Annotated in this window: 18 protein-coding genes; 11 read left to right on the forward strand and 7 right to left on the reverse strand. The window is 69.0% G+C overall.

Annotated elements, in window-relative coordinates; translation table 11 throughout:
- The first annotated feature begins 81 nt into the window (after window positions 1-81).
- The 8 genes from ACT6XY_RS01410 to ACT6XY_RS01445 all read left to right on the forward strand — a co-directional run bounded on the left by ACT6XY_RS01410 (window position 82) and on the right by ACT6XY_RS01445 (window position 8,358).
- Window positions 82-1,092 (forward strand): Ldh family oxidoreductase, encoded by a 1,011-nt coding sequence (locus ACT6XY_RS01410; RefSeq protein ID WP_444746558.1) that lies wholly within the window; start codon window positions 82-84, stop codon window positions 1,090-1,092.
- Window positions 1,089-2,741, forward strand: coding sequence for a hypothetical protein (locus tag ACT6XY_RS01415; protein WP_444746559.1), 1,653 nt, complete (start codon window positions 1,089-1,091; stop codon window positions 2,739-2,741). The genes ACT6XY_RS01410 and ACT6XY_RS01415 overlap by 4 nt, the downstream gene beginning before the upstream one ends.
- A gap of 10 nt (window positions 2,742-2,751) precedes the next feature.
- The gene (locus ACT6XY_RS01420) at window positions 2,752-3,132 is read left to right on the forward strand and encodes a DUF3726 domain-containing protein (protein WP_444746560.1); all 381 of its coding nucleotides are present in this window, start codon (window positions 2,752-2,754) and stop codon (window positions 3,130-3,132) included.
- Between the two features lie 88 nt (window positions 3,133-3,220).
- Complete coding sequence (locus tag ACT6XY_RS01425; RefSeq protein WP_444746561.1) at window positions 3,221-4,339, forward strand: SAM-dependent methyltransferase; 1,119 nt, start codon at window positions 3,221-3,223, stop codon at window positions 4,337-4,339.
- A gap of 83 nt (window positions 4,340-4,422) precedes the next feature.
- Window positions 4,423-5,511: a TRAP transporter substrate-binding protein gene (locus tag ACT6XY_RS01430; protein WP_444746562.1), complete on the forward strand. Its 1,089-nt coding sequence runs from the start codon at window positions 4,423-4,425 to the stop codon at window positions 5,509-5,511.
- A 174-nt stretch (window positions 5,512-5,685) separates the two neighbouring features.
- Entirely contained in the window at window positions 5,686-6,648 is a 963-nt protein-coding gene (locus ACT6XY_RS01435) for an ABC transporter substrate-binding protein (protein ID WP_444746563.1), read from the forward strand.
- Between the two features lie 151 nt (window positions 6,649-6,799).
- The gene (locus ACT6XY_RS01440; RefSeq protein WP_444746564.1) at window positions 6,800-7,573 is read left to right on the forward strand and encodes an ABC transporter permease; all 774 of its coding nucleotides are present in this window, start codon (window positions 6,800-6,802) and stop codon (window positions 7,571-7,573) included.
- Entirely contained in the window at window positions 7,570-8,358 is a 789-nt protein-coding gene (locus ACT6XY_RS01445) for an ABC transporter ATP-binding protein (RefSeq protein WP_444746565.1), read from the forward strand. The genes ACT6XY_RS01440 and ACT6XY_RS01445 overlap by 4 nt, the downstream gene beginning before the upstream one ends.
- Before the next feature lie 4 nt (window positions 8,359-8,362).
- On the opposite strand, the gene ACT6XY_RS01450 is transcribed toward ACT6XY_RS01445, so the two are convergent.
- The 7 genes from ACT6XY_RS01450 to ACT6XY_RS01480 form a co-directional block, all read right to left on the reverse strand.
- Window positions 8,363-8,842: a BLUF domain-containing protein gene (locus ACT6XY_RS01450; RefSeq protein WP_444746566.1), complete on the reverse strand. Its 480-nt coding sequence runs from the start codon at window positions 8,840-8,842 to the stop codon at window positions 8,363-8,365.
- 46 nt (window positions 8,843-8,888) lie between these two features.
- Window positions 8,889-9,713 carry an alpha/beta hydrolase family esterase gene (locus ACT6XY_RS01455; protein ID WP_444746567.1) on the reverse strand — a complete coding sequence of 275 codons (825 nt, stop codon included), beginning with the start codon at window positions 9,711-9,713 and terminating at the stop codon, window positions 8,889-8,891.
- Window positions 9,714-9,781: 68 nt separating this feature from the next.
- A complete protein-coding gene (cynS, locus tag ACT6XY_RS01460; protein ID WP_444746568.1) occupies window positions 9,782-10,270 on the reverse strand; it encodes a cyanase in 489 nt (162 codons plus the stop codon).
- A 34-nt stretch (window positions 10,271-10,304) separates the two neighbouring features.
- Window positions 10,305-11,195, reverse strand: a complete 891-nt coding sequence (locus ACT6XY_RS01465) for an ABC transporter ATP-binding protein (RefSeq protein WP_444746569.1) — start codon at window positions 11,193-11,195, stop codon at window positions 10,305-10,307.
- Window positions 11,196-11,200: 5 nt separating this feature from the next.
- Entirely contained in the window at window positions 11,201-12,046 is an 846-nt protein-coding gene (gene ntrB / locus ACT6XY_RS01470; protein WP_444746570.1) for a nitrate ABC transporter permease, read from the reverse strand.
- A gap of 25 nt (window positions 12,047-12,071) precedes the next feature.
- Window positions 12,072-12,536, reverse strand: a complete 465-nt coding sequence (locus ACT6XY_RS01475; RefSeq protein ID WP_444746571.1) for a nuclear transport factor 2 family protein — start codon at window positions 12,534-12,536, stop codon at window positions 12,072-12,074.
- 26 nt (window positions 12,537-12,562) lie between these two features.
- A complete protein-coding gene (locus ACT6XY_RS01480; RefSeq protein WP_444746572.1) occupies window positions 12,563-13,945 on the reverse strand; it encodes a CmpA/NrtA family ABC transporter substrate-binding protein in 1,383 nt (460 codons plus the stop codon).
- A gap of 194 nt (window positions 13,946-14,139) precedes the next feature.
- Between ACT6XY_RS01480 and ACT6XY_RS01485 the strand changes: the two genes are divergently transcribed.
- The 3 genes from ACT6XY_RS01485 (at window position 14,140) to ACT6XY_RS01495 (ending at window position 18,745) form a co-directional block, all read left to right on the forward strand.
- Entirely contained in the window at window positions 14,140-16,044 is a 1,905-nt protein-coding gene (locus ACT6XY_RS01485; protein ID WP_444746573.1) for a sigma 54-interacting transcriptional regulator, read from the forward strand.
- A 365-nt stretch (window positions 16,045-16,409) separates the two neighbouring features.
- On the forward strand, window positions 16,410-17,444 hold the full coding sequence (locus tag ACT6XY_RS01490; protein ID WP_444746574.1) for an amino acid ABC transporter substrate-binding protein: 1,035 nt from the start codon (window positions 16,410-16,412) through the stop codon (window positions 17,442-17,444).
- A gap of 122 nt (window positions 17,445-17,566) precedes the next feature.
- Window positions 17,567-18,745, forward strand: coding sequence for an amino acid ABC transporter permease (locus ACT6XY_RS01495; RefSeq protein WP_444746575.1), 1,179 nt, complete (start codon window positions 17,567-17,569; stop codon window positions 18,743-18,745).
- The last annotated feature ends 1 nt before the right edge of the window (window position 18,746 follow it).

Below are 18,746 nucleotides of genomic sequence, written 5' to 3' on the forward strand. Positions count from 1 at the left end.
CTGAAGCGTGCATGGACGCGGCAGCGCCCTGGAGCGGCCGCGGGCAAGGGCCCGGTGGGCCGACAAGGGTGAGGACTGCATATGCCGCGCATGACCGTCGATGCCATCGAGACCCTCGCCGCCGCGGCGCTTCGCCGGCATGGTGCGAGCGAGGCGCAGGCGGCGGCGCTGGCAGCGGGCCTCGCCGGGGCCGAGCGCGACGGCATCCGCTCGCACGGCCTCATGTACCTGCCGGTCTATTGCGAGCACCTGACCTGCGGCAAGGTCATCGGCGGCGCCGAGCCCGCGTTCTCGCGTCCTGCGCCCGCGAGCCTCGTCGTCGATGCGGGTTCCGGTTTCGCCCATGCTGCCATCGATCTCGGCCTGCCGGCGCTCATCGACACCGCCCGCAGCCAGGGCATCGCGAGCCTCGCCATCCGCAACTCCTACAATTGCGGCATCCTCGCCTATCACACCGAGCGCATCGCCGAGGCGGGACTCGTCGGCATCGGCTTCACCAATGCGCCGGCCTCCATCGCGCCCTGGGGTGGCCGCAAGCCGGTGCTCGGCACCAATCCCTGGTCGCTCGCGGTTCCCGACGGCAAGGGTGGCGCGCGCTTCGTCATCGATCAGAGTGCCAGCGTCATCGCCAAGAGCGAAGTGATCAAGCGTTCCAAGTCCGGCGAGGCGATCCCCGAGGGCTGGGCCTTGGACGCCGACGGCAAGCCGACGACCGATGCGGCTGCGGGCCTCAAGGGCACGATGGTGCCTTCCGGCGGCTACAAGGGCGTGGGCGCGGCGCTTCTCGTCGAGGTTTTCGCCGCCTGCCTCGCTGGCGCGATGCCGGGCATCCAGGCGAGCCCCTTCTCCGGGCCCGCCGGCGGGCCGCCGAAGACCGGCCAGTTCTTCATCGCGCTGGCGCCCGACATCTCCTCCGGCGGCTTCTTCGCCGACCGCCTCGCCGTGGTGGTGGAGGCGCTCGGCGCCGAGACCGGCGGCCGTCTGCCGGGCGGCCGGCGCGCGGCGGCGCGGGCCCGCATCGCCGCCGAGGGCGTCGAGGTGGACGAGGCGACCGAGGCCATGTTGCTGCGCCTCGCGGGGCAGGGCGCATGACCCTCGCGCTCCGCTCGCCCGACTCGGTGATGACGCTGGAGCGGCTCGGTGCCGCCCATCCCACCCGCCTGAGCTTCTTGCGCGCCCTCTTGCGGCGCATCGAGGCCGAGGGCTGGACGTATGCCCGGACAGCCTGGGAGATCGATCCCGAGGGCTTCGGCCATGCCGTTCTGACCGTATCTTCGCCCCGCAGCACCTATTCCCTCGTCGCCTTCTCGACGCCGCTCGCCGACGAGATGCGCACCGACCGCGTCATCGCCGAGGCCTGGGACACCAGCTACGTGCTCTATGACGGGGTACCCACGGCCGCCGAGGTCGAGCGCTTGCGCGCCAACGCGCCGCGCCAGGAGGCCGGCCGCTTCACCGAGCGCGACCTCGTGCTCGCCCGCGCCAACAAGAGCGTCCGCCTCTTCGCCCATGTCGCCGACAGCCTCGCCGCGGGAAGGCAGCCCGACGCAGCGCTCCTCGCCGGTGTCGGTTACCTGATGCGCACGACGGCCGTCTACGGCAACGGCAAGTTCGGTATCGCCGACCGCGACCGGATCGCCGGCCGCCCGGAACTCGCCGGCCCGTTCCGCGCCGAGATGCTGGCCGTCTGGCTCATCCGCACCTTCACCCTCGACCTCGTCGAGCACGTGGCCGTCGCCCGCGGCGGCGATCGCGCGGTACGGCTCGATCCGGCGCTGCGCCGCAGCCTCGGCGTCGGCAATTCCACCGGCCTCGGCATGGCGCCGTTCCTGGTGCGACATCCTCTCCTGGTCCACCGCTGGTTCCACGCGCGGGAGACGGCGCTGGCGCGGGTGAGGGCGGTTCCGGTCGCTTCGGCAAAGCAGCAGGCGGACTTCCGTGCGGCGCTGGGGGCGATGCGCTCCACCGTCGCCCGCTGGCACACCGACGATCCCGTCCAGGCGCCGCGGATCGCCGGGCTCGCGAGTGATCTCGACGCCCTCGCAGCCGCCGCCGGCCCGCTTCTCACCGCCCCCGCTCCCTGGGACGCGCTCTACCGCCATGCAGAGGCGAACCTCTCACTGGAGGGGCAGGAATCCGTCGTCGCGCTCATCCTCGAGCCCAACGGCGCGCTGGTCGACGATCTCGCCGATACGATGGACGCCGACGAGGACGCGGTCTTCCCCATCGACGGGCGGATGACCGTCGGCGATTTCCGCGCCCGTCTCCACGCGGCCTATGCCTGGGTGCGACGCTTCGACTTCGCAGACCCGGCGAGCGAGGCCCGCTTCTGGTACGTCTCGGAGGAGAAGCTCGAGCCGCGGCTCGGCGAACGGCAGGCGGAGGAGGGGGCCGACCGTGAGCAGCCACTTGCTGTCGCACGGGACGTGAGCCGGCTCATCGATGCGCTCGGCGCGGAGCCTGCAGGCGAGACCGTCGCCGCCTTCCTGATGCGCCGCCCGGCCTTCCGCCACGTGGTGCGGCGGGCGCAGATCGCACTCGCCCATCCCTATGCCGAGGTGCGCGACAATCTCGTCGCCGCCACCATGCGGCCGGTCGACCTCCTGCGCGCCAAGCTCGCCTTCTTCGGCGCCAGCCGCTTCGATCCGCGCTCGGACCGATGGCTGCGCATCGCCCTTTTCGCCGACGCCCCCTTCCCGGACGAAATCTGCCGCGCTTCGGCGGAGCGCATGGCATCGTGAGGGTTCCGTCGTGAGTGCCGTGCCTGTCGATCTCTCGCTGAACGAGGTGGAGACCCTCGCCGCCAAGGCGGCGCGGGGGGCGGGGCTCTCCTGGGGCGGCGCTGAAGAGATCGGGCGCGCCGCGCGCCGCCTCGCACGCGCCGGCGCGGACTGGCCGGCCCTGGTTCTCGCGCTCGACGGCCCCGCCTATGGCGACCCGGCCGTGGAAGCCTCCGCTCTCGACCGTGCCGAGGCCGCCGTCGCGACAGCCGATGAGCGCGCCTTCACCCGAGCCGCCGTCCCGGCCGACATCATCGCCGCGCTCGATGCGTTGGCGGCCCGCACCTACGTGCCGGCCTCGGCGCGCTCGCGCGTGCTGGGGGCAGGTGCGGGACTGACCGACAACGATTGATCCGGAGAATACCGCAGATGTTTTCGCGTTGCGTCGGGGTTCATTGCAGATAGGCTGTTCTCCGGCAGCCGCACGTAGGGGAATGCGCATGGCAGGCAAGGCTTCCGCCCAGGTGATCGCGATGCGCGGCGCGGGCTACTATTCCTCCAATACGGTGGGGGCCAAGGCCGTCATCGACAAGGCCGGCGATCTCGTGGTCGAGGCGCTTGGTTCCATGGCGCTGGAGGCGGCGGAAACCGCCTTCTCGGTCTGCGACTACGGCGCCGCCGACGGCGGCACCTCGCTCGACATGATGCGGCGTCTCGTCGAGACGGTCCGTCGGCGGGCGCCGGGGCGGGCCATCCAGGTCACCTATACCGACCTGCCGCACAACGACTTCTCGGCCCTGTTCCGCCTCACCCAGGGGCTGCTCGGCGACCAGGCGCAGTCGCCCCTCGCAGACACGCCGAACCTCTACATCCTCGGCTCCGGCACCAGTTTCTACCGGCAGATCGTGCCCGACGGCACGCTCCATCTCGGCTTCTCCGCCACCGCCATGCACTGGCTGAGCAAGCGCCCGGGCCTCATCGCCGACCATGTCCAGGCGGTGGGCGCGACGCCCGATGAGCAGGCGCTGTTCCGCCGGCAGGCCATGGAGGACTGGGACACGATCCTGCTCGCCCGCGCCCGCGAACTCGCCCCCGGCGGCAAGCTGGTGCTCGCCAATTTCTGCGCCGACGAGCAGGGCCGCTATCTCGGCAACACGGGCGGCGTGAACATGTTCGACGAATTCGCCCGCCACTGGCGCGAGCTGTGGAAGAAGGGGCGCATCACGGAAGCCGAGTATCGCGGCGCGACCTTCCAGCAGTTCTACAAGACGCCGGACGAGTTCGCCGCGCCCTTCCGAGACGCGGGCTCCGCGGTCTCGCAGGCCGGCCTCGTCCTCGACCACATCTCCACCACCGTGACGGCCTGTCCCTACGCGGCGGACTTCGCCCGCCACGGCGACGCGGCGGCCTTCGCCCACGCCTACGTGCCGACGCTGCGCTCCTGGTCCGAGACGGTCTTCGCCGGAGCGCTCGACCCGCGCCGGCCGGCGCCCGAGCGCGCCGCCATCGTCGACGCCTTCTACGGCGCCTACGAGGCCGAGGTCGCCGCCAATCCGGCCGGTCACGCGATGGACTACGTCCACTGCGTCACCGTCATCAGCAAGAAGGCCGGCAACTGACGCATCGCACGACCAGTCTTTGGGGGAACGTCGAGGAAGGCACGCGAGAAGTGCCACCGACGCCGAACACACGGGAGACCATCATGAAGAGACGTCACTTTCTGGCCGGCACGGCAGGAGCCGCCGCCGCGGCCGTCGCCGCGCCCGCCCTGGCCCAGACTCCCTCCGTGCGCTGGCGCATGGTGACGAGCTGGCCGAAGAGCCTCGACACCATCCACGGGTCCGCCCTCGCCATGGCCGAGCGCATCGGCCAGATCACCGAGGGCAAGTTCCAGATCCAGGTCTTCGCCGCCGGCGAGATCGTGCCGGCCCTCGGCGTCTTCGACGCGACGGCAAATTCCACCGTCGAGTGCTCCCACACGCTCTCCAGCTATTTCTTCGGGCGCAATCCGGCCATCGGCTTCGACGGCGGCATGCCCTTCGGGCTCAACACCCGCCAGCAGCAGGCCTGGATGATGGCCGGCGGCGGCAAGGAGCTGATGCGCGACGTCTTCGCCAAGTTCGGCCTCGTCAACGTGCCCTGCGGCAATGTCGGCGTGCAGATGGGCGGCTGGTTCCGCAAGGAGATCAACACGCTCGAGGACCTCAAGGGCCTGAAGTTCCGCATCGGCGGCGTCGGCGGGACGGTGCTGTCGAAGCTCGGCGTCGTGCCCCAGCAGATCGCCGCCGGCGACATCTACACGGCGCTGGAACGCGGCACGATCGACGCTGCCGAGTGGATCGGCCCCTATGACGACGAGAAGCTCGGCTTCGCCAAGGTGGCGCGCTTCTACTACACGCCCGGCTTCTGGGAGGGCTCGGCGCAGATCACCTCCTTCGTCAACCAGGCGAAATGGGCCGAGCTGCCCCCGGCCTTCAAGGCGGCCTACGAGGCGGCGGCCAGCGAGCAGTGCGTGCAGATGATGGCGAACTACGACGCCAAGAACCCGGACGCCCTGCGCCGGCTCGTGGCCGCCGGCGCCCAGCTGCGCGCCTTCCCGAAGCCCGTCCTCGACGCCTGCCTGAAGGCGACGGTGGAGACGCTGGACGACTTCGCGACGAAGAGCCCGGAGTTCAAGGCGGTGTACGACAGCTGGAAGAAGTTCACCGACGATTCGAACCTGTGGTTCCGCATCGCCGAGAACACGCTCGACCAGTTCCGCTTCGCGGCACCCGCCTGGGTGAAGAGCTGAGCCGGCACGCCCGGCGCATGACCGGTTCCGACATCGGGCGGCGCAGCCTCGTGCTGCGCTGCACAGAAATATGCGAGCCTACGCATAAATCCGTATGCCGCGGGATGGAACCTCCCCCCTAGAGTGACGGCAGAAGCGGTTCATGTTCGTCAGAGCCGCCAGAGGAGAACGACGATGTCGCAACCGTCCACCCTGCGCGGCCTGCTGGCCGGCGCGGCCCTTGCCGTCGGCCTGTCCATGGCCGGCCCGGCCTTCGCCCAGACCAAGGTCAATATCGGCATCTCCGGCTGGACCGGCTTCGCGCCGCTGACGCTGGCCAACGAAGCCGGCATCTTCGCCCGCAACGGCCTCGACGTGACGATCCGCAAGATCCCGCAGGCGAGCCGCCACCTCGCCATCGCCTCCGGCGACATCCAGTGCGCCGCCACCACGGTGGAAACCTGGATCGTCTGGAACGCCAACGGCATCGCCACCACCCAGCTCTTCCAGCTCGACAAGAGCTACGGCGCCGACGGCATGGCCGTGCGCAACGGCATCAACTCGATCCGCGACCTGCGCGGCAAGACGGTGGCGGCCTCCGCGCCGGGCACCGCGCCCTATTTCACCCTCGCCTGGATGCTGAAGGAGAATGGCCTCTCCATCCGCGACGTCACCGTCGTCAACATGGAGCCGGGTCCGGCCGCCCAGGCCTTCGTCGCCGGCCAGAACGATGCCGCCATGACCTACGAGCCCTTCCTCTCCTCGGTGCGCGCCGCGCCGCAGGCCGGCAAGATCATCGCCACCACCCTCGACTATCCCATGGTGATGGATACGTTCGGCTGCACGCCCGCATTCATTCAGGGCAATGAGGCCGCCGTGCGCGCGCTCGCCAAGAGCTATTTCGAGGCGCTGGAGATGATCAAGTCGAACCAGGCCGAAGCCTTCCGCATCATGGGCGCCGACGTGCGCCAGACGGCGGAGCAGTTCGGCAATTCGGCCCAGTACCTGCGCTGGCAGGACCAGGCGGCGAACAAGACCTTCTTCGCCGGCGAGTGGCGCACCTTCTCCGAGAAGGCCGCCGACCTCCTGCTGGAACTCGGCATCATCCGGCAGAAGCCGAACTTCGACACCATGGTCGACACGCGGTTCATCCAGTAAGCAGGCGCGATCATGTCGTCATGCCCGGCCTCGTGCCGGGCATCCACGACGTCCTTCTCACACCTTGTGGTCAAGGCGTGGATGGCCGGGCCAAGCCCGGCCATGACGCGTTGGAGGTCGCGGCGATGCATGCTGCGGAACGGATGATCCCATGAAACCCCTCGAGCCCGTATCGACGACGGCGCGCGTCGTCCTCGGCATCGCCTTCTTCGTGATCTTCTTCGCCGCCTGGGCGGCGGTCACCTTCGGCGGACTGGTGCCGAAGATCTTCCTCGCCGATCCCGTCACCATGCTGCGCGAGGGCTGGTATCTCATCACGAACCACGGGTTCCTCGCCGACATCGCCGTCACCGTCTGGCGCGTCGTCGGCGGCTTCATTCTTGCGGCACTCATCGCCGTGCCGCTCGGTCTCGCCATGGGCGCCTACAAGCCGGTCGAGGCCTTCTTCGAGCCCTTCGTCTCCTTCGCGCGCTACCTGCCGGCGTCCGCCTTCATCCCGCTCTTCATCCTCTGGGCAGGCGTCGGCGAGAAGCAGAAGCTGCTCGTGATCTTCGTCGGCTCGGTGTTTCAGATCGTGCTGATGGTGGCGGTGGCGGTCGGTTCCATCCGCCGCGACCTGGTCGAGGCGGCGCTCACCCTCGGCGCCCGAGACGCCGGCATCGTCGGCCGCGTCATGGTGCCCTATGCCGCGCCGCAGATCGCCGAGATCCTCCGGCTCGTCCTCGGCTGGGCCTGGACCTATGTCATCGTCGCCGAGCTCATCGGCTCGTCCTCGGGCATCGGCCACATGATCATCGAGAGCCAGGCGCTGCTCGCCACCGGCCAGATGATCTTCGGCATCATCGTCATCGGCGTCATCGGGCTCATCTCAGACTTCCTGTTCAAGGCGGTCAACCAGAAGCTGTTTCCCTGGAGCACGATATGAGCGGCGTCGTCGTCAAGGGCGTCTCGCGCACCTTCCCCGGCGTGCGCGGCGGCAATCCTGTCCAGGCGCTGGCGCCGGTCGACCTGACGGTGGGCGAGGGCGACTTCGTCGCCATCCTCGGCCCCTCCGGCTGCGGCAAGTCCACACTGCTGCGCATCGTCGCCGGGCTCGACCGCCCGACCACGGGCACCGTGACGCTCGACGGCAGGCCCGTCACCGGACCCGGCGCCGACCGTGGCATGGTGTTCCAGAGCTACACGCTGTTTCCCTGGCTCACCGTCGTCGAGAACATCGAGTTCGGCCCGCGCGAACGGGGGGTGGGGGCCGCCGAGCGGCGCGCCACCGCCGAGAAGCTGATGGCGCAGGTGGGCCTCACCCAGTTCGCCAACCACTATCCCAAGCAGCTCTCGGGCGGCATGCAGCAGCGCGCCGCGCTCGCCCGGGCGCTCGCCAACGATCCCAAGGTCCTGCTGCTGGACGAGCCCTTCGGCGCGCTCGACCACCAGACCCGCTCGCTGATGCAGGAACTGCTGCTCTCCATCTGGGAGACGCACCGCAAGACCGTGCTCTTCGTGACCCACGACATCGAGGAGGCCGTGTTCATGGCCAACCGCGTGCTGGTGATGAGCGCTCGGCCGGGCCGGTTCAAGAGCGAGGTCACGATCCCCTTCGCCCACCCGCGTTCCTACAAGCTGAAGACGACGCCCGACTTTGGCCGACTCGAGGAGCAACTCACCGAGGACATCCGCGGCGAGACGATCATTGCGGTGCAGGCGGGGTTCTGAGGCGTCAGTCCGTCAGCCGCTTCAGCGCGGCGAGGTCGGTCGCGAGATCGTGGAAGTCGCTGGGCAAGCGGCCCTGCGGCGTCTCGACCTCCGAGAAGTCCAACGTCGCGAAGACCATGCCGGCCTGCGGCGAGGCGTGGCCTATCGCCATGTGCCAGTCGGGGAACAGGCGGCGGTCGGCGGCGACATGCTCGACCACCTGCACGGAATGGTGCCGCGGGTCGGGCTCGATCAGGGCATAGAGCTGCTCGATGCTCGCGGCCGGCCCCTCGATGACCTGGGCGAACCAGGCGCGCGCGCAGATGAGGAAGCCGGTGACGCCGAGATCGCCGTTGCGCGGCACCGCCACCTGTTCGATCGCGGTGAAGGCGGGATTGAACCCGTCAGCGTCGCAGGGGAGATCGTGGCGGCTGAAATAGGTCAGACGCATGAGGTCGGTGGTGTCGCTCATGCGCGCGTCGCGGGTCTCAGTGGTCCTGTCCATCGCCCATCATGCCGCATATCGCACCTCTGCCAAGTGTCTTTTGACATTATCGCGCGGCTCTGGGCAGAGCCCGCAGCCAGGCGAGGCCTTCGGCGATCCAGCGAGCGTCCATGTCATGGCCGCCCGCGTGGGTGCAGAACGTGAGCGCGCCGCCCCGGCAGGCGCGCCATGTGGTGCAGGTCTCCGCGCCGAGTTCGCCGACCTCAGGCACCGGCGCGCAATGGTTGGTCACGAGGGCTGCTGCGAGGCTGGCGCGGATGTCGCCCTGCCGCGCTCCGCCCGATAGCGTCCGCCCGGCGAGCGGAACCGTGTGGTCGTCGCGGCCGTGAACATGGCGGATCGCGACCGGACCACCGGGGCAGGGGCCCTCGCGGACGGGATGCCAGAGACCGCCCGCCACCGGCAGGAAGCCGGTGAACCGGCCGGGCCGCTCGCAGGCAAGCGTCCAGGTGAGGAAGGCTCCGGCCGAAAAGCCGCTGGCGACCACCATGGCGGGATCGACCCGGTGGCGCGCCATCACGTCCTCCGCCACCGACGCTGCGAAGGCGAGGTCATCGCGGGGCCGCGGGCCGCCGGGGCGCACGTGCCAGCGCGCTTCGAGACCCTGCGGCACGGCGAGGATGACGCGCTGCTCCTCGACGAGGCGCATCATGTCCGTGCGCGCGAGGACGCCCGCCGGACTGTCGCCGAACCCATGGAAGAAGACGATGAGGGGGAGGGCCGTCCGGCCGTCCCAGCCGCGGGGAAGGGCGAGGGCATAGGCACCGGACGCCACCCGGCAGGGATCGGCGGGCGGACAGGGACCCGCCGCGCGCGCGGGCGACGGGGCGGCGAGCACCGCGAGGCTGAAGGCGATCGCGGCGGCACGCAAGGCGAAACTCCCGGTCGGACACGCGGCAGTCTCGCCCGCCGCGCGCCGGTCCGGAAGCCGTGCGGTGATCACGCCTCCTTGAAGCCGTAGTCCGGGATGCCCTGCTCGTTGCCGTAGTATTTGAAGGGCAGGAACTTGCCGGACATGGTGATCTTCACCCGGTCGCCCTTCGGGTTCGGCTCGCGCTCGAACTCCATGTTGAAGTCGATGGCCGACATGATGCCGTCACCGAACTCCTCCTCGATGATCGCCTTCCAGGCCGGACCATTGACGAGGACGAGCTCGTAGAAGCGGTAGATCAGCGGATCCGTCGGCGGCATGGAGGTGCCGGTGCCGCGCATCGGCACCTCGTTGAGCATGGCCTCCTCGGCGGCGGAGAGGCCGAACAGGGCGGCTGCCTTCTTCGCCAGCGGCTTCACCAGCTTGTGCTGGCCGAGCAGGGCGCCGATGACGAGCACGGGCGACATGCCGCCGATCTCGTCCGTGATGTGCTTCCACGTCCAGCCCTTCTCGCGCTTGATGTCGAGAATCTTTTCCGTGAGGTCGTCGCGGATCATGTCCGTCTCCTTGGGGATTGTTGTGGTGGATGGGTCAGACGGCCCGCACCAGCGGCGCGGAGCCGCCAGCGGCGCCGGGCGTCACGAGAGGCGGGGCCCGGCGGTTCCAGACCTTGCCCGGCTGGGCGAGCTCCGCGGCGAAGGTCTTCGAGCGCTCCACCAGGAAATCGATGATGTGGTTGCGCACGGGATAGTAGGCGGGATGCTTGTGTACCTCGTTGCGCGATCTGTCAGCCGGCAAAGGATTGACGACGATCTCCGCCACCCGCGCATCCGGCCCGTTCGTCATGAGCACGATCTTGTCGGCGAGGTAGATGGCTTCGTCCACGTCGTGGGTGATCATGAACACCGTCTGGCCGGTGTTGCGGCAGATGCCGCGCACCTCGTCCTGCAGGGTGCCCCGGGTCAGCGCGTCGAGGGCCGAGAACGGCTCGTCCATGAGCATGATCTTCGGCTCGATGGACAGCGCCCGGGCGATGCCGACGCGCTGCTTCATGCCGCCGGAGAGCTGGGCCGGCTTCTTCATCTCGGCGCCGGACAGCCCGACCGTGGCGATGGCCTTGCGCGCATGGTCCTCGACCTTCGCCTTCGGCCAGTCGCGCCATTTCGACGAGACCGCATAGGCGACGTTGCCGAGCACCGTGCGCCAGGGCAGCAGGCCGTGGCTCTGGAAGATCACCGCGCGGTCGAGGCTCGGTCCCTCGATCGCCTTGCCGTCGATGATGACGGCGCCCTCGCTCGGCTCGTCCAGCCCTGCCAGGATGTTGAGGACGGTGGTCTTGCCGCAGCCGGAATGGCCGATGACGCAGACGAACTCGCCCCGTTCCATCGCGAACCAGAGGTCCTCGAAGATGGTGGTCTTCCCCCCCTCGGGGGCCGGGAAGCGGCGGGCGATGCCCTCGATGGAAATGTAGGAAGCGGCCACGCGCGTCACTCCGGATAGGTCACGAGGCGCGTGAGGCGCGCCAGGATCTGGTCCAGAGCCATGCCGACGAGGCCGATCAGCAGGATGGCCGTGATGATGTCGGTGAGCGACAGGTTGTTCCACTGGTTCCAGACGAAGTAGCCGATGCCCGTGCCGCCCACGAGCATCTCGGCGGCGACAATGACCAGCCAGGCGATGCCGACCGAAATGCGCATGCCCGTGAGGATGGTCGGCGCCGCGGCGGGCAGGATCACCGTGAAGGCCTTGCGCACCGGCCCGACTTCGAGCGTGCGGGCGACGTTCAGCCAGTCCTTGCGCACCGAGGCGACGCCGAAAGCCGTGTTGATCAGCATCGGCCAGAGCGAGCAGATGAAGATCACGAAGATCGAGGAGAGCGAGGAATCCTTGATCGTGTAGAGGGCAAGCGGCATCCAGGCGAGGGGCGAGATCGGCTTCATCACCTGGATGAAGGGGTCGAGCGCCCGGTAGACGATGGGCGACATGCCGATGAGAAAGCCGAGCGGCACGGCCACCGCCACGGCGATGCCGAAACCGAGGAGCACGCGGGCCAGCGAATAGGCGAGCTGGATGCCGATGCCCATGTCGTTGGTGCCGCGCACGTAGAACGGGTCGGAAAGGTGCCGCCAGATGGCCTTGCCGACGTCCACGGGCCCGGGCATGGGCGTCTGCCCGCCGGTGGCGGCCGCCGCGCCCACGAGCTTGGCATATTCCGGGTCGACCGCCTGGCTCCCCGCGCCGCCGCCGCTGACGGCGACGTGCCAGGCGGCGAGGAAGATGCCGAGGATGACGAGGGAGAGGACCAGCGCGCGGGCGCCGACCGAACGGGTCATGATGGGGTCTCCTGGCTTGCCGGCGTCACAGGCCGAGTTCCGTCAGGCCGGGGAAGTCGGCCGGGCGGGGACCCGCGTCCCAGGTGAACAGCCGGTCCGCCTCGCGGATCGGCACGTCGTTGATGCTGGCCTCGCGCCGTTCCATGTAGCCCGCGGCGTCGAACTGCCACTGCTCGTTGCCGTATGAGCGGAACCATTGGCCGGCGCCGTCGTGCCACTCGTACTGGAAGCGCACCGCGATGCGGTTCTCGTGGAAGGCCCAGAGCTCCTTGATCAGCCGATAGTCCTGTTCCCGGGCCCATTTCGCCGCGAGGAAGGCGCGTATCGCCGGCCGGCCGGAGAAGAACTCAGACCGGTTCCGCCAGGTGCTGCCCTCGGTATAGGCCAGCGCCACGCGCTCGGGGTCGCGCGTGTTCCACGCGTCCTCGGCGGCGCGCACCTTCTGGCGCGCCGTCTCGGGGGTGAACGGCGGGGTGGGAGGCCGGGTCATCGGCAGGGCTCCGCAGCGTGTGGCCGTCAGGTCCGCTTGATCGCGAAGGAGGCGATGTACTCCTCGGGCTTGGCGGGATCGAAGGCCTTGCCCATGACCGAGAAGGTCTTGGTCGAGGCCTCCGGCGGGGTGAGGCCGAGTTCCTTCATCATCGCCGCCGCGTCGGTCGCGAGGAACACCTGGCGGGTGATGCCGGCATAGTCCACGTCGCCCTTGATCTGCCCCCAGCGCTTCATCTGGGTGAGAATCCACACCGAGAAGCTCTCCCACGGGAAGGGGTCGAACTGGATGCGGTTCGGGTCGCGCTTCACCTGGCCGAGGCCGTCGGCATAGGTGCCGGTGAGGATCTGCTCGAGCACTGTCACCGGCTGGTTGAGATAGTTCGGCGCGGCGATGGCCTCGGCGATCTGCTTGCGGTTCTCCGGCTTCTGCGCATGGGCGGTTGCGTCGATGATGCCCTTCAGCAGCGCGCGGTAGGTGTTGGGCATGCTGGTGGCGAATTCGCGGCTCGCCGCGAAGGCGCAGCACGGGTGCCCGTCCCACAGCTCCTTGGAGAGCAAGTGGATGAAACCGACGCCGTCGAAGACCGCGCGCTGGTTGAACGGATCGGGGCCAAGATAGCCGTCGATATTGTCGGCGCGCAGGTTGGCGACCATCTCCGGCGGCGGCACGGAGCGGATCTGCACGTCGCGGTCCGGATCGATGCCATGCTCCGCGAGGTAGTAGCGCAGCAGGTAGTTGTGCATGGAATAGTCGAAGGGCACGGCGAAGCGGAAGCCCTTCCACTGGCGCGGATCGCGCTTGTCCTTGTGCTTGTTGGCCAGCGTGATCGCCTGGCCGTTGATGTTCTCGATGGCCGAGACGGCGTAGGGGATCGGGTTCGAGCCGGCGCCCATGGTGATGGCGAGCGGCATCGGCGCCAGCATGTGCGCGGCGTCGTATTCCTTGTTGATGGTCTTGTCGCGGATGACGGCCCAGCCGGCGGTGCGCACCACCTCCACGTTCAGGCCGTGCTTCGAATAGAAGCCCAGCGGATGGGCCATGATGATCGGGGTCGCGCAGGTGATCGGGATGAAGCCGACCTTGAGGTCCTTCTTCTCGATCGGGCCGGTCTGGGCGAGGGCCTCGGTGGCAGCCCCGATGGGGAAGAAGGTGGCGATGGCGGCGGCGGCCGTGGAGGCGCCCACCGCCTTCAGGAACGCGCGGCGCTGGTGGTCCTCGGGGAAGAGCGCGCGCATCACCGCCTGCTCGACGATGCGGCGGTAGCGGCTCTCCTCGCCGGCCGCTTCGACGGCGACCGCTTCCGCCGTGATGGACGCTTCATGTTCGGCATCGGAGGCGTGGCGGCCGCAGACGCAGCCTTTCAGGAAACGCTTCGCGGCATTGAACGGATTGTCGAACAGGGCCATGGGGTCATCCTTCGGCTTGCGGTGGACGGCGATCGCATCTCCTTCGCTAGCAAGGTCGAGGCCAGTTCCAGGGCAGAGGCGCAAAGCCGCAGCGCCACTGACATCTGGCCGTCGGTCGCCAGATCACGAAAAATCGTCATTGACGAAATATCGTTGCATATCTCACGATATGTCGTGATGTAGGGAGGCCCGCCGTGATTCCGACTGCTTCCCCCGCCGGGGCCGCCTTCACTGCGCTGGCCGAGCCCGCGCTGGTCGTCGATCCGCGGTCCGCGGCCATCGTCGATGCCAATCCGGCCGCCGAGCGGCTCCTCGGCTATCCCGCGGCGGCGCTGAGGGCCCTGCGGATCACTGATCTGCATCGCGGCCAGCGGCCGGCCCTGGTTGTCTTCACCGAAGAGGTCCTCCACAGGGGTCTTGCCCATACGCGCAGCTTGTCGCCGCTGAAGGCGGGCGGCGGGACGCTGCGTGTCGAATATGCCGGGACCGTGCTGCGGGCCGGCGCCGAGCCCCTGATCCTCCTCACCATGGCCGACCTCGACGCACGCCACCGCCGCGACGTCGATGCCGATGCCGACGGCACGCTCCGCCAGGGAATCGACGAGTGGAAACGGGTGGAGCGCCTCTTCCACACCATCGAGCGGGAGAACCAGCTGATCCTCAAGGCGGCGGGCGAGGGAATCTACGGGGTCAATGCCGACGGCAAGACGACCTTCGTCAATCCGGCCGCCGAAGCCCTGCTCGGCTGGACCGCGGAGGAGCTCGTGGGCAAGGACATGCACTCGCTCGTCCACCACCACCGCGCCGACGGCTCGCCCTATCCGAACCACGACTGCCCGATCTATGCAGCCTTTAGGAACGGGGCGGTCCAGACCGTGGCGGACGAGGTCTTCTGGCGCAAGGACGGCACGCCGCTCTGGGTCGAATACACCTCGACGCCCATTCGCGAGCGCGGCGCCATCATCGGCGCGGTGATCGTGTTCCGTGATGTCAGTCAGCGGCGCGAGGCGGAGGAGAAGCTGCGGCAGGCTCTCGCCGAGGTCGACAGCCTGCGCCAGCGGCTGGAGCGCGAGAACGCCTATCTCCAGGAGGAGATCCGCCTCGAGAGCAATCACCGCGGCATCATCGGACGGTCGGCGGCCATCCAGAAGACTCTGCGCCAGATCGATCTCGTCGCCCCGACCGACGCGACCGTCCTCGTCACGGGCGAATCCGGCACCGGCAAGGAGCTGATCGGTCGCGCCATCCACGAGGCCAGTGGCCGGCGCGACCGGCCCCTCATCCGCGTCAACTGCGCGGCGATCCCACGCGAGCTCTTCGAGAGCGAGTTCTTCGGCCACGTGCGCGGCGCCTTCACCGGCGCGCTGCGTGACCGCGTCGGCCGCTTCGAACTCGCCGACGGCGGCACGCTCTTTCTCGACGAGGTCGGCGAGATCCCGCTCGAGCTCCAGGGCAAGCTCCTGCGCATCCTGCAGGAGGGCCAGTTCGAGCGCGTCGGCGAGGAGCGCACCCGCAGCGTCGACGTGCGCGTCATCGCCGCGACCAACCGCGACCTGCGCGCCGAGGTGAGGGCAGGGCGGTTCCGCGAGGACCTCTATTTCCGCCTCGACGTCTTCCCCATCCACTCGGTCCCGTTGCGCGAGCGCGTCGACGACGTGGCGCCGCTGGCGCTGCATTTCCTTCGCCACGCCGAGCGCAAGCTGAAGATATCCGGCCTCGGCCTCTCGGAAGAGGATGTGCGGCGCCTCGCCGGCTACGCCTGGCCGGGCAATGTCCGCGAACTGCAGAACGTCATCGAGCGCGCCGCCATCCTCGCCCGCAAGGGCCGCCTCGCCATCGACCTGCCGGGCAGCACTCCGAGCCGCACCGCTCCGGAGGCGATCGTGATGCCCTCCGACGGTCTGCTGACGGAGGAGGAGCGGCGCCAGCTCGACCGGCGAAGCCTGATCGCGGCGCTGGAGCTCTCGGGCGGCAAGGTGTCTGGACCGGGCGGGGCGGCCGAGCGGCTCGGCCTTCGCCCCACCACCTTCGCGTCGCGGCTGAAGGCCCACGGCCTCGATCCCCGCGCCTGGCGGAGTGCGTCCCGTCCGTCTGTCTGACGCCCCTGTGTTCGCGCCAGGGTTGCTGCGACGGATCGCCGCAACGCGTCATCCCGACGACGGTCACGGCCTCGTGCCGCCGCCCGGCGCGCCTGCGGGATAGGCAGACCTGCGGGAGCGAAGCGGTGCCATGGCACCGGAAATCGGGGGTCCGACCCATCAGTTTGATGCGGGAATCGGCACGCGGAACCGGTACTGCGCAACCGATAAGCGTGGCTGATGCAAATTGTCACAGATATTGATGCCCCCGTTGAAATGCGGGGAAACCTTTCGCAGACCTTACCTCCGCTTCCGGGACCCACCGGCAGCCCACGGTTGCCCCGACGACGCCTCCGGCGCGCGGGTTCCTCACAGGAGAGTAGGGAATGATCAGGAACATCGTCCTGGCGGGCCTCGCGGCCACCGCCCTCGTCTTCGGCCCGACGGCCGCTGAGGCGGGCCGCGATCTCGACGCCATCAAGGCCCGCGGCACGATCCGCTGCGGCGTTCAGGGCCCGTCCAACCCCGGCTTCGGCGTGCCGAACGCCCAGGGCGTCTGGGGCGGCTTCAACGTCGAGATCTGCCGTGCCATCGCCATCACGATCTTCAACGACCCCTCCAAGGTCGAGTTCGTGCCGGTGACCACCCAGTCGCGTTTCCCGGCGCTCACCAACGGCGAGGTCGACGTCCTCTCGAACAACACGACCTGGACGCTGACCCGCGACACCGGCGTCAACCGGTTCAACTTCCCGGCCATCGTCTTCTATGACGGCCAGGCCATCATGGTGCCGCGCCGCCTCAACGTGACCTCGGCCCGCGCCCTGAACGGCGCCACCGTCTGCGTCCAGCCGGGCACCACGACCGAGCTGAACCTCGCGGACTACTTCCGCCAGAACAACATGACCTTCCGCCCCGTCGTCATCGAGGCGCTGGACGAGCTGCGCCGCGCCTACGACCAGGGCCGCTGCGACGTCTTTACCAACGACTTCGCCGCGCTCGCCGCGCAGCGCACGCTGCTCGCCAACCCGCGAGACCACGTGATCCTGCCGGAGCGCATCTCCAAGGAACCCCTCGGCCCGACCATCCGCCAGGGTGACGAGGAGCTCACCAACATCGTCGCCTGGACGGTCTTCGCCCTGATCGACGCCGAGGAGTTCGGCATCACCCAGGCCAACGTCGACCAGATCGCCGGGTCCGCCACTGATCCCCGCATCCGTCGCCTGCTGGGCGTAGAGCCGGGCATGGGCACGGCGATCGGTGCCGCCAACGACCAGTATGCCCGCACCATCCTCAAGGCCTTCGGCAATTACGGCGAGATCTTCGAGCGTCATCTCGGCGTCAACACGCCCCTCGGTCTGGAGCGCGGCCAGAACGCCATCTGGACCAAGGGCGGCCTTCTCTACGCACCGCCGGCCCGTTGACCGGCGGATCGCCATCAACCGGCAGCCTTAACTCGCCGGGGCGCTCCAGCGCCCCGGTGCCTTTTTTGCCGGGCATGCCCCTTGCGTGCCCTCCCGGACGATACGGCACCACGGACGCCCTCATGAGCACGATCGAGACCCCGCCCGCGGCCAGAACGGCGTTCTGGAACGACCCGGTCAAGCGCGGGCTCGCCCTGCAGTCGGCGCTCGTCGCCTTCGTCGTCCTCGTGGTCTGGGCGGCGTGGACCAACATGTCCGCCAACATGGTGGCCCGCGGCCTCACCTTCGGCTGGGACTACCTCTCCCGACCCGCGAACTTCGCCATCGGCGAGGGGCTCATCCCCTTCGCCCCGACCGACAGCTATGGCCGCGCCCTCGCCGTCGGGCTTCTCAACACCCTGCGCATCGCCGTGGTCGGCATTGTCCTCGCCACCCTTCTCGGTGTGGCGATCGGCGTCATGCGCCTGTCCTCGAACCCGCTGCTGGCGCGCCTCGTCGCCGGCTATGTCGAGGTCGTCCGCAACACGCCCCTCCTGCTGCAGCTCTTCCTCTGGTACGCCATCATCAACACCCTGCCGGGGCCGCGGCAGGCTCTGCCGTTCGGGCCGGGCATGTACCTGTCGAACCGCGGCATGAAAGTGCCGTGGGTGGAATGGTCCCACGTGCTCTGGCCCGTCGTCTGGGCCTTCGTCGCCGGCGTCGTCGCCGCGGTCATCGCCGCCCGCGCGCTGAAGCGGCGCCGCGAGGCGACCGGCGACGCGCCGCCGACCCTGCCCATCGCCGTCTCGCTGATGGTCGTGCCGCCGTTCCTGGCGCTCGCGGTCCAGGGCTTTCCGGCCACCATCAGCGTGCCCGTCCTCCAGGGCTTCAACTTCACCGGCGGCATCGAGCTCTCACCCGAGTTCGTCGCCCTGCTGCTCGGCCTGGTGCTCTACACCGCCGCCTTCATCGCCGAGATCGTTCGTGGCGGCATCGTCGCCGTCTCCAAGGGCCAGTGGGAGGCCGCCCGCGCGCTCGGGCTGCCGGCGCCGCGCATCATGCGGCTCGTGATCCTGCCGCAGGCGTTGCGGGTGATCATTCCGCCGCTCACCAGCCAGTATCTCAACCTCACCAAGAACTCGTCGCTGGCGGTCGCCATCGGCTATCCCGACCTGGTCCATGTCTCCAACACGACCATGAACCAGACAGGCCGCGCCGTGGAGGTGATCCTCGTCTTCGCCCTGGTCTATCTCACGATCTCGCTGCTGACCTCGGGCTTCATGAACTGGTACAACGGCCGTGTCGCGATCCGGGAGCGCTGAC

Source organism: Phreatobacter sp., from assembly GCF_052440005.1.
Classification (GTDB): Bacteria; Pseudomonadota; Alphaproteobacteria; order Rhizobiales; family Phreatobacteraceae; genus Phreatobacter.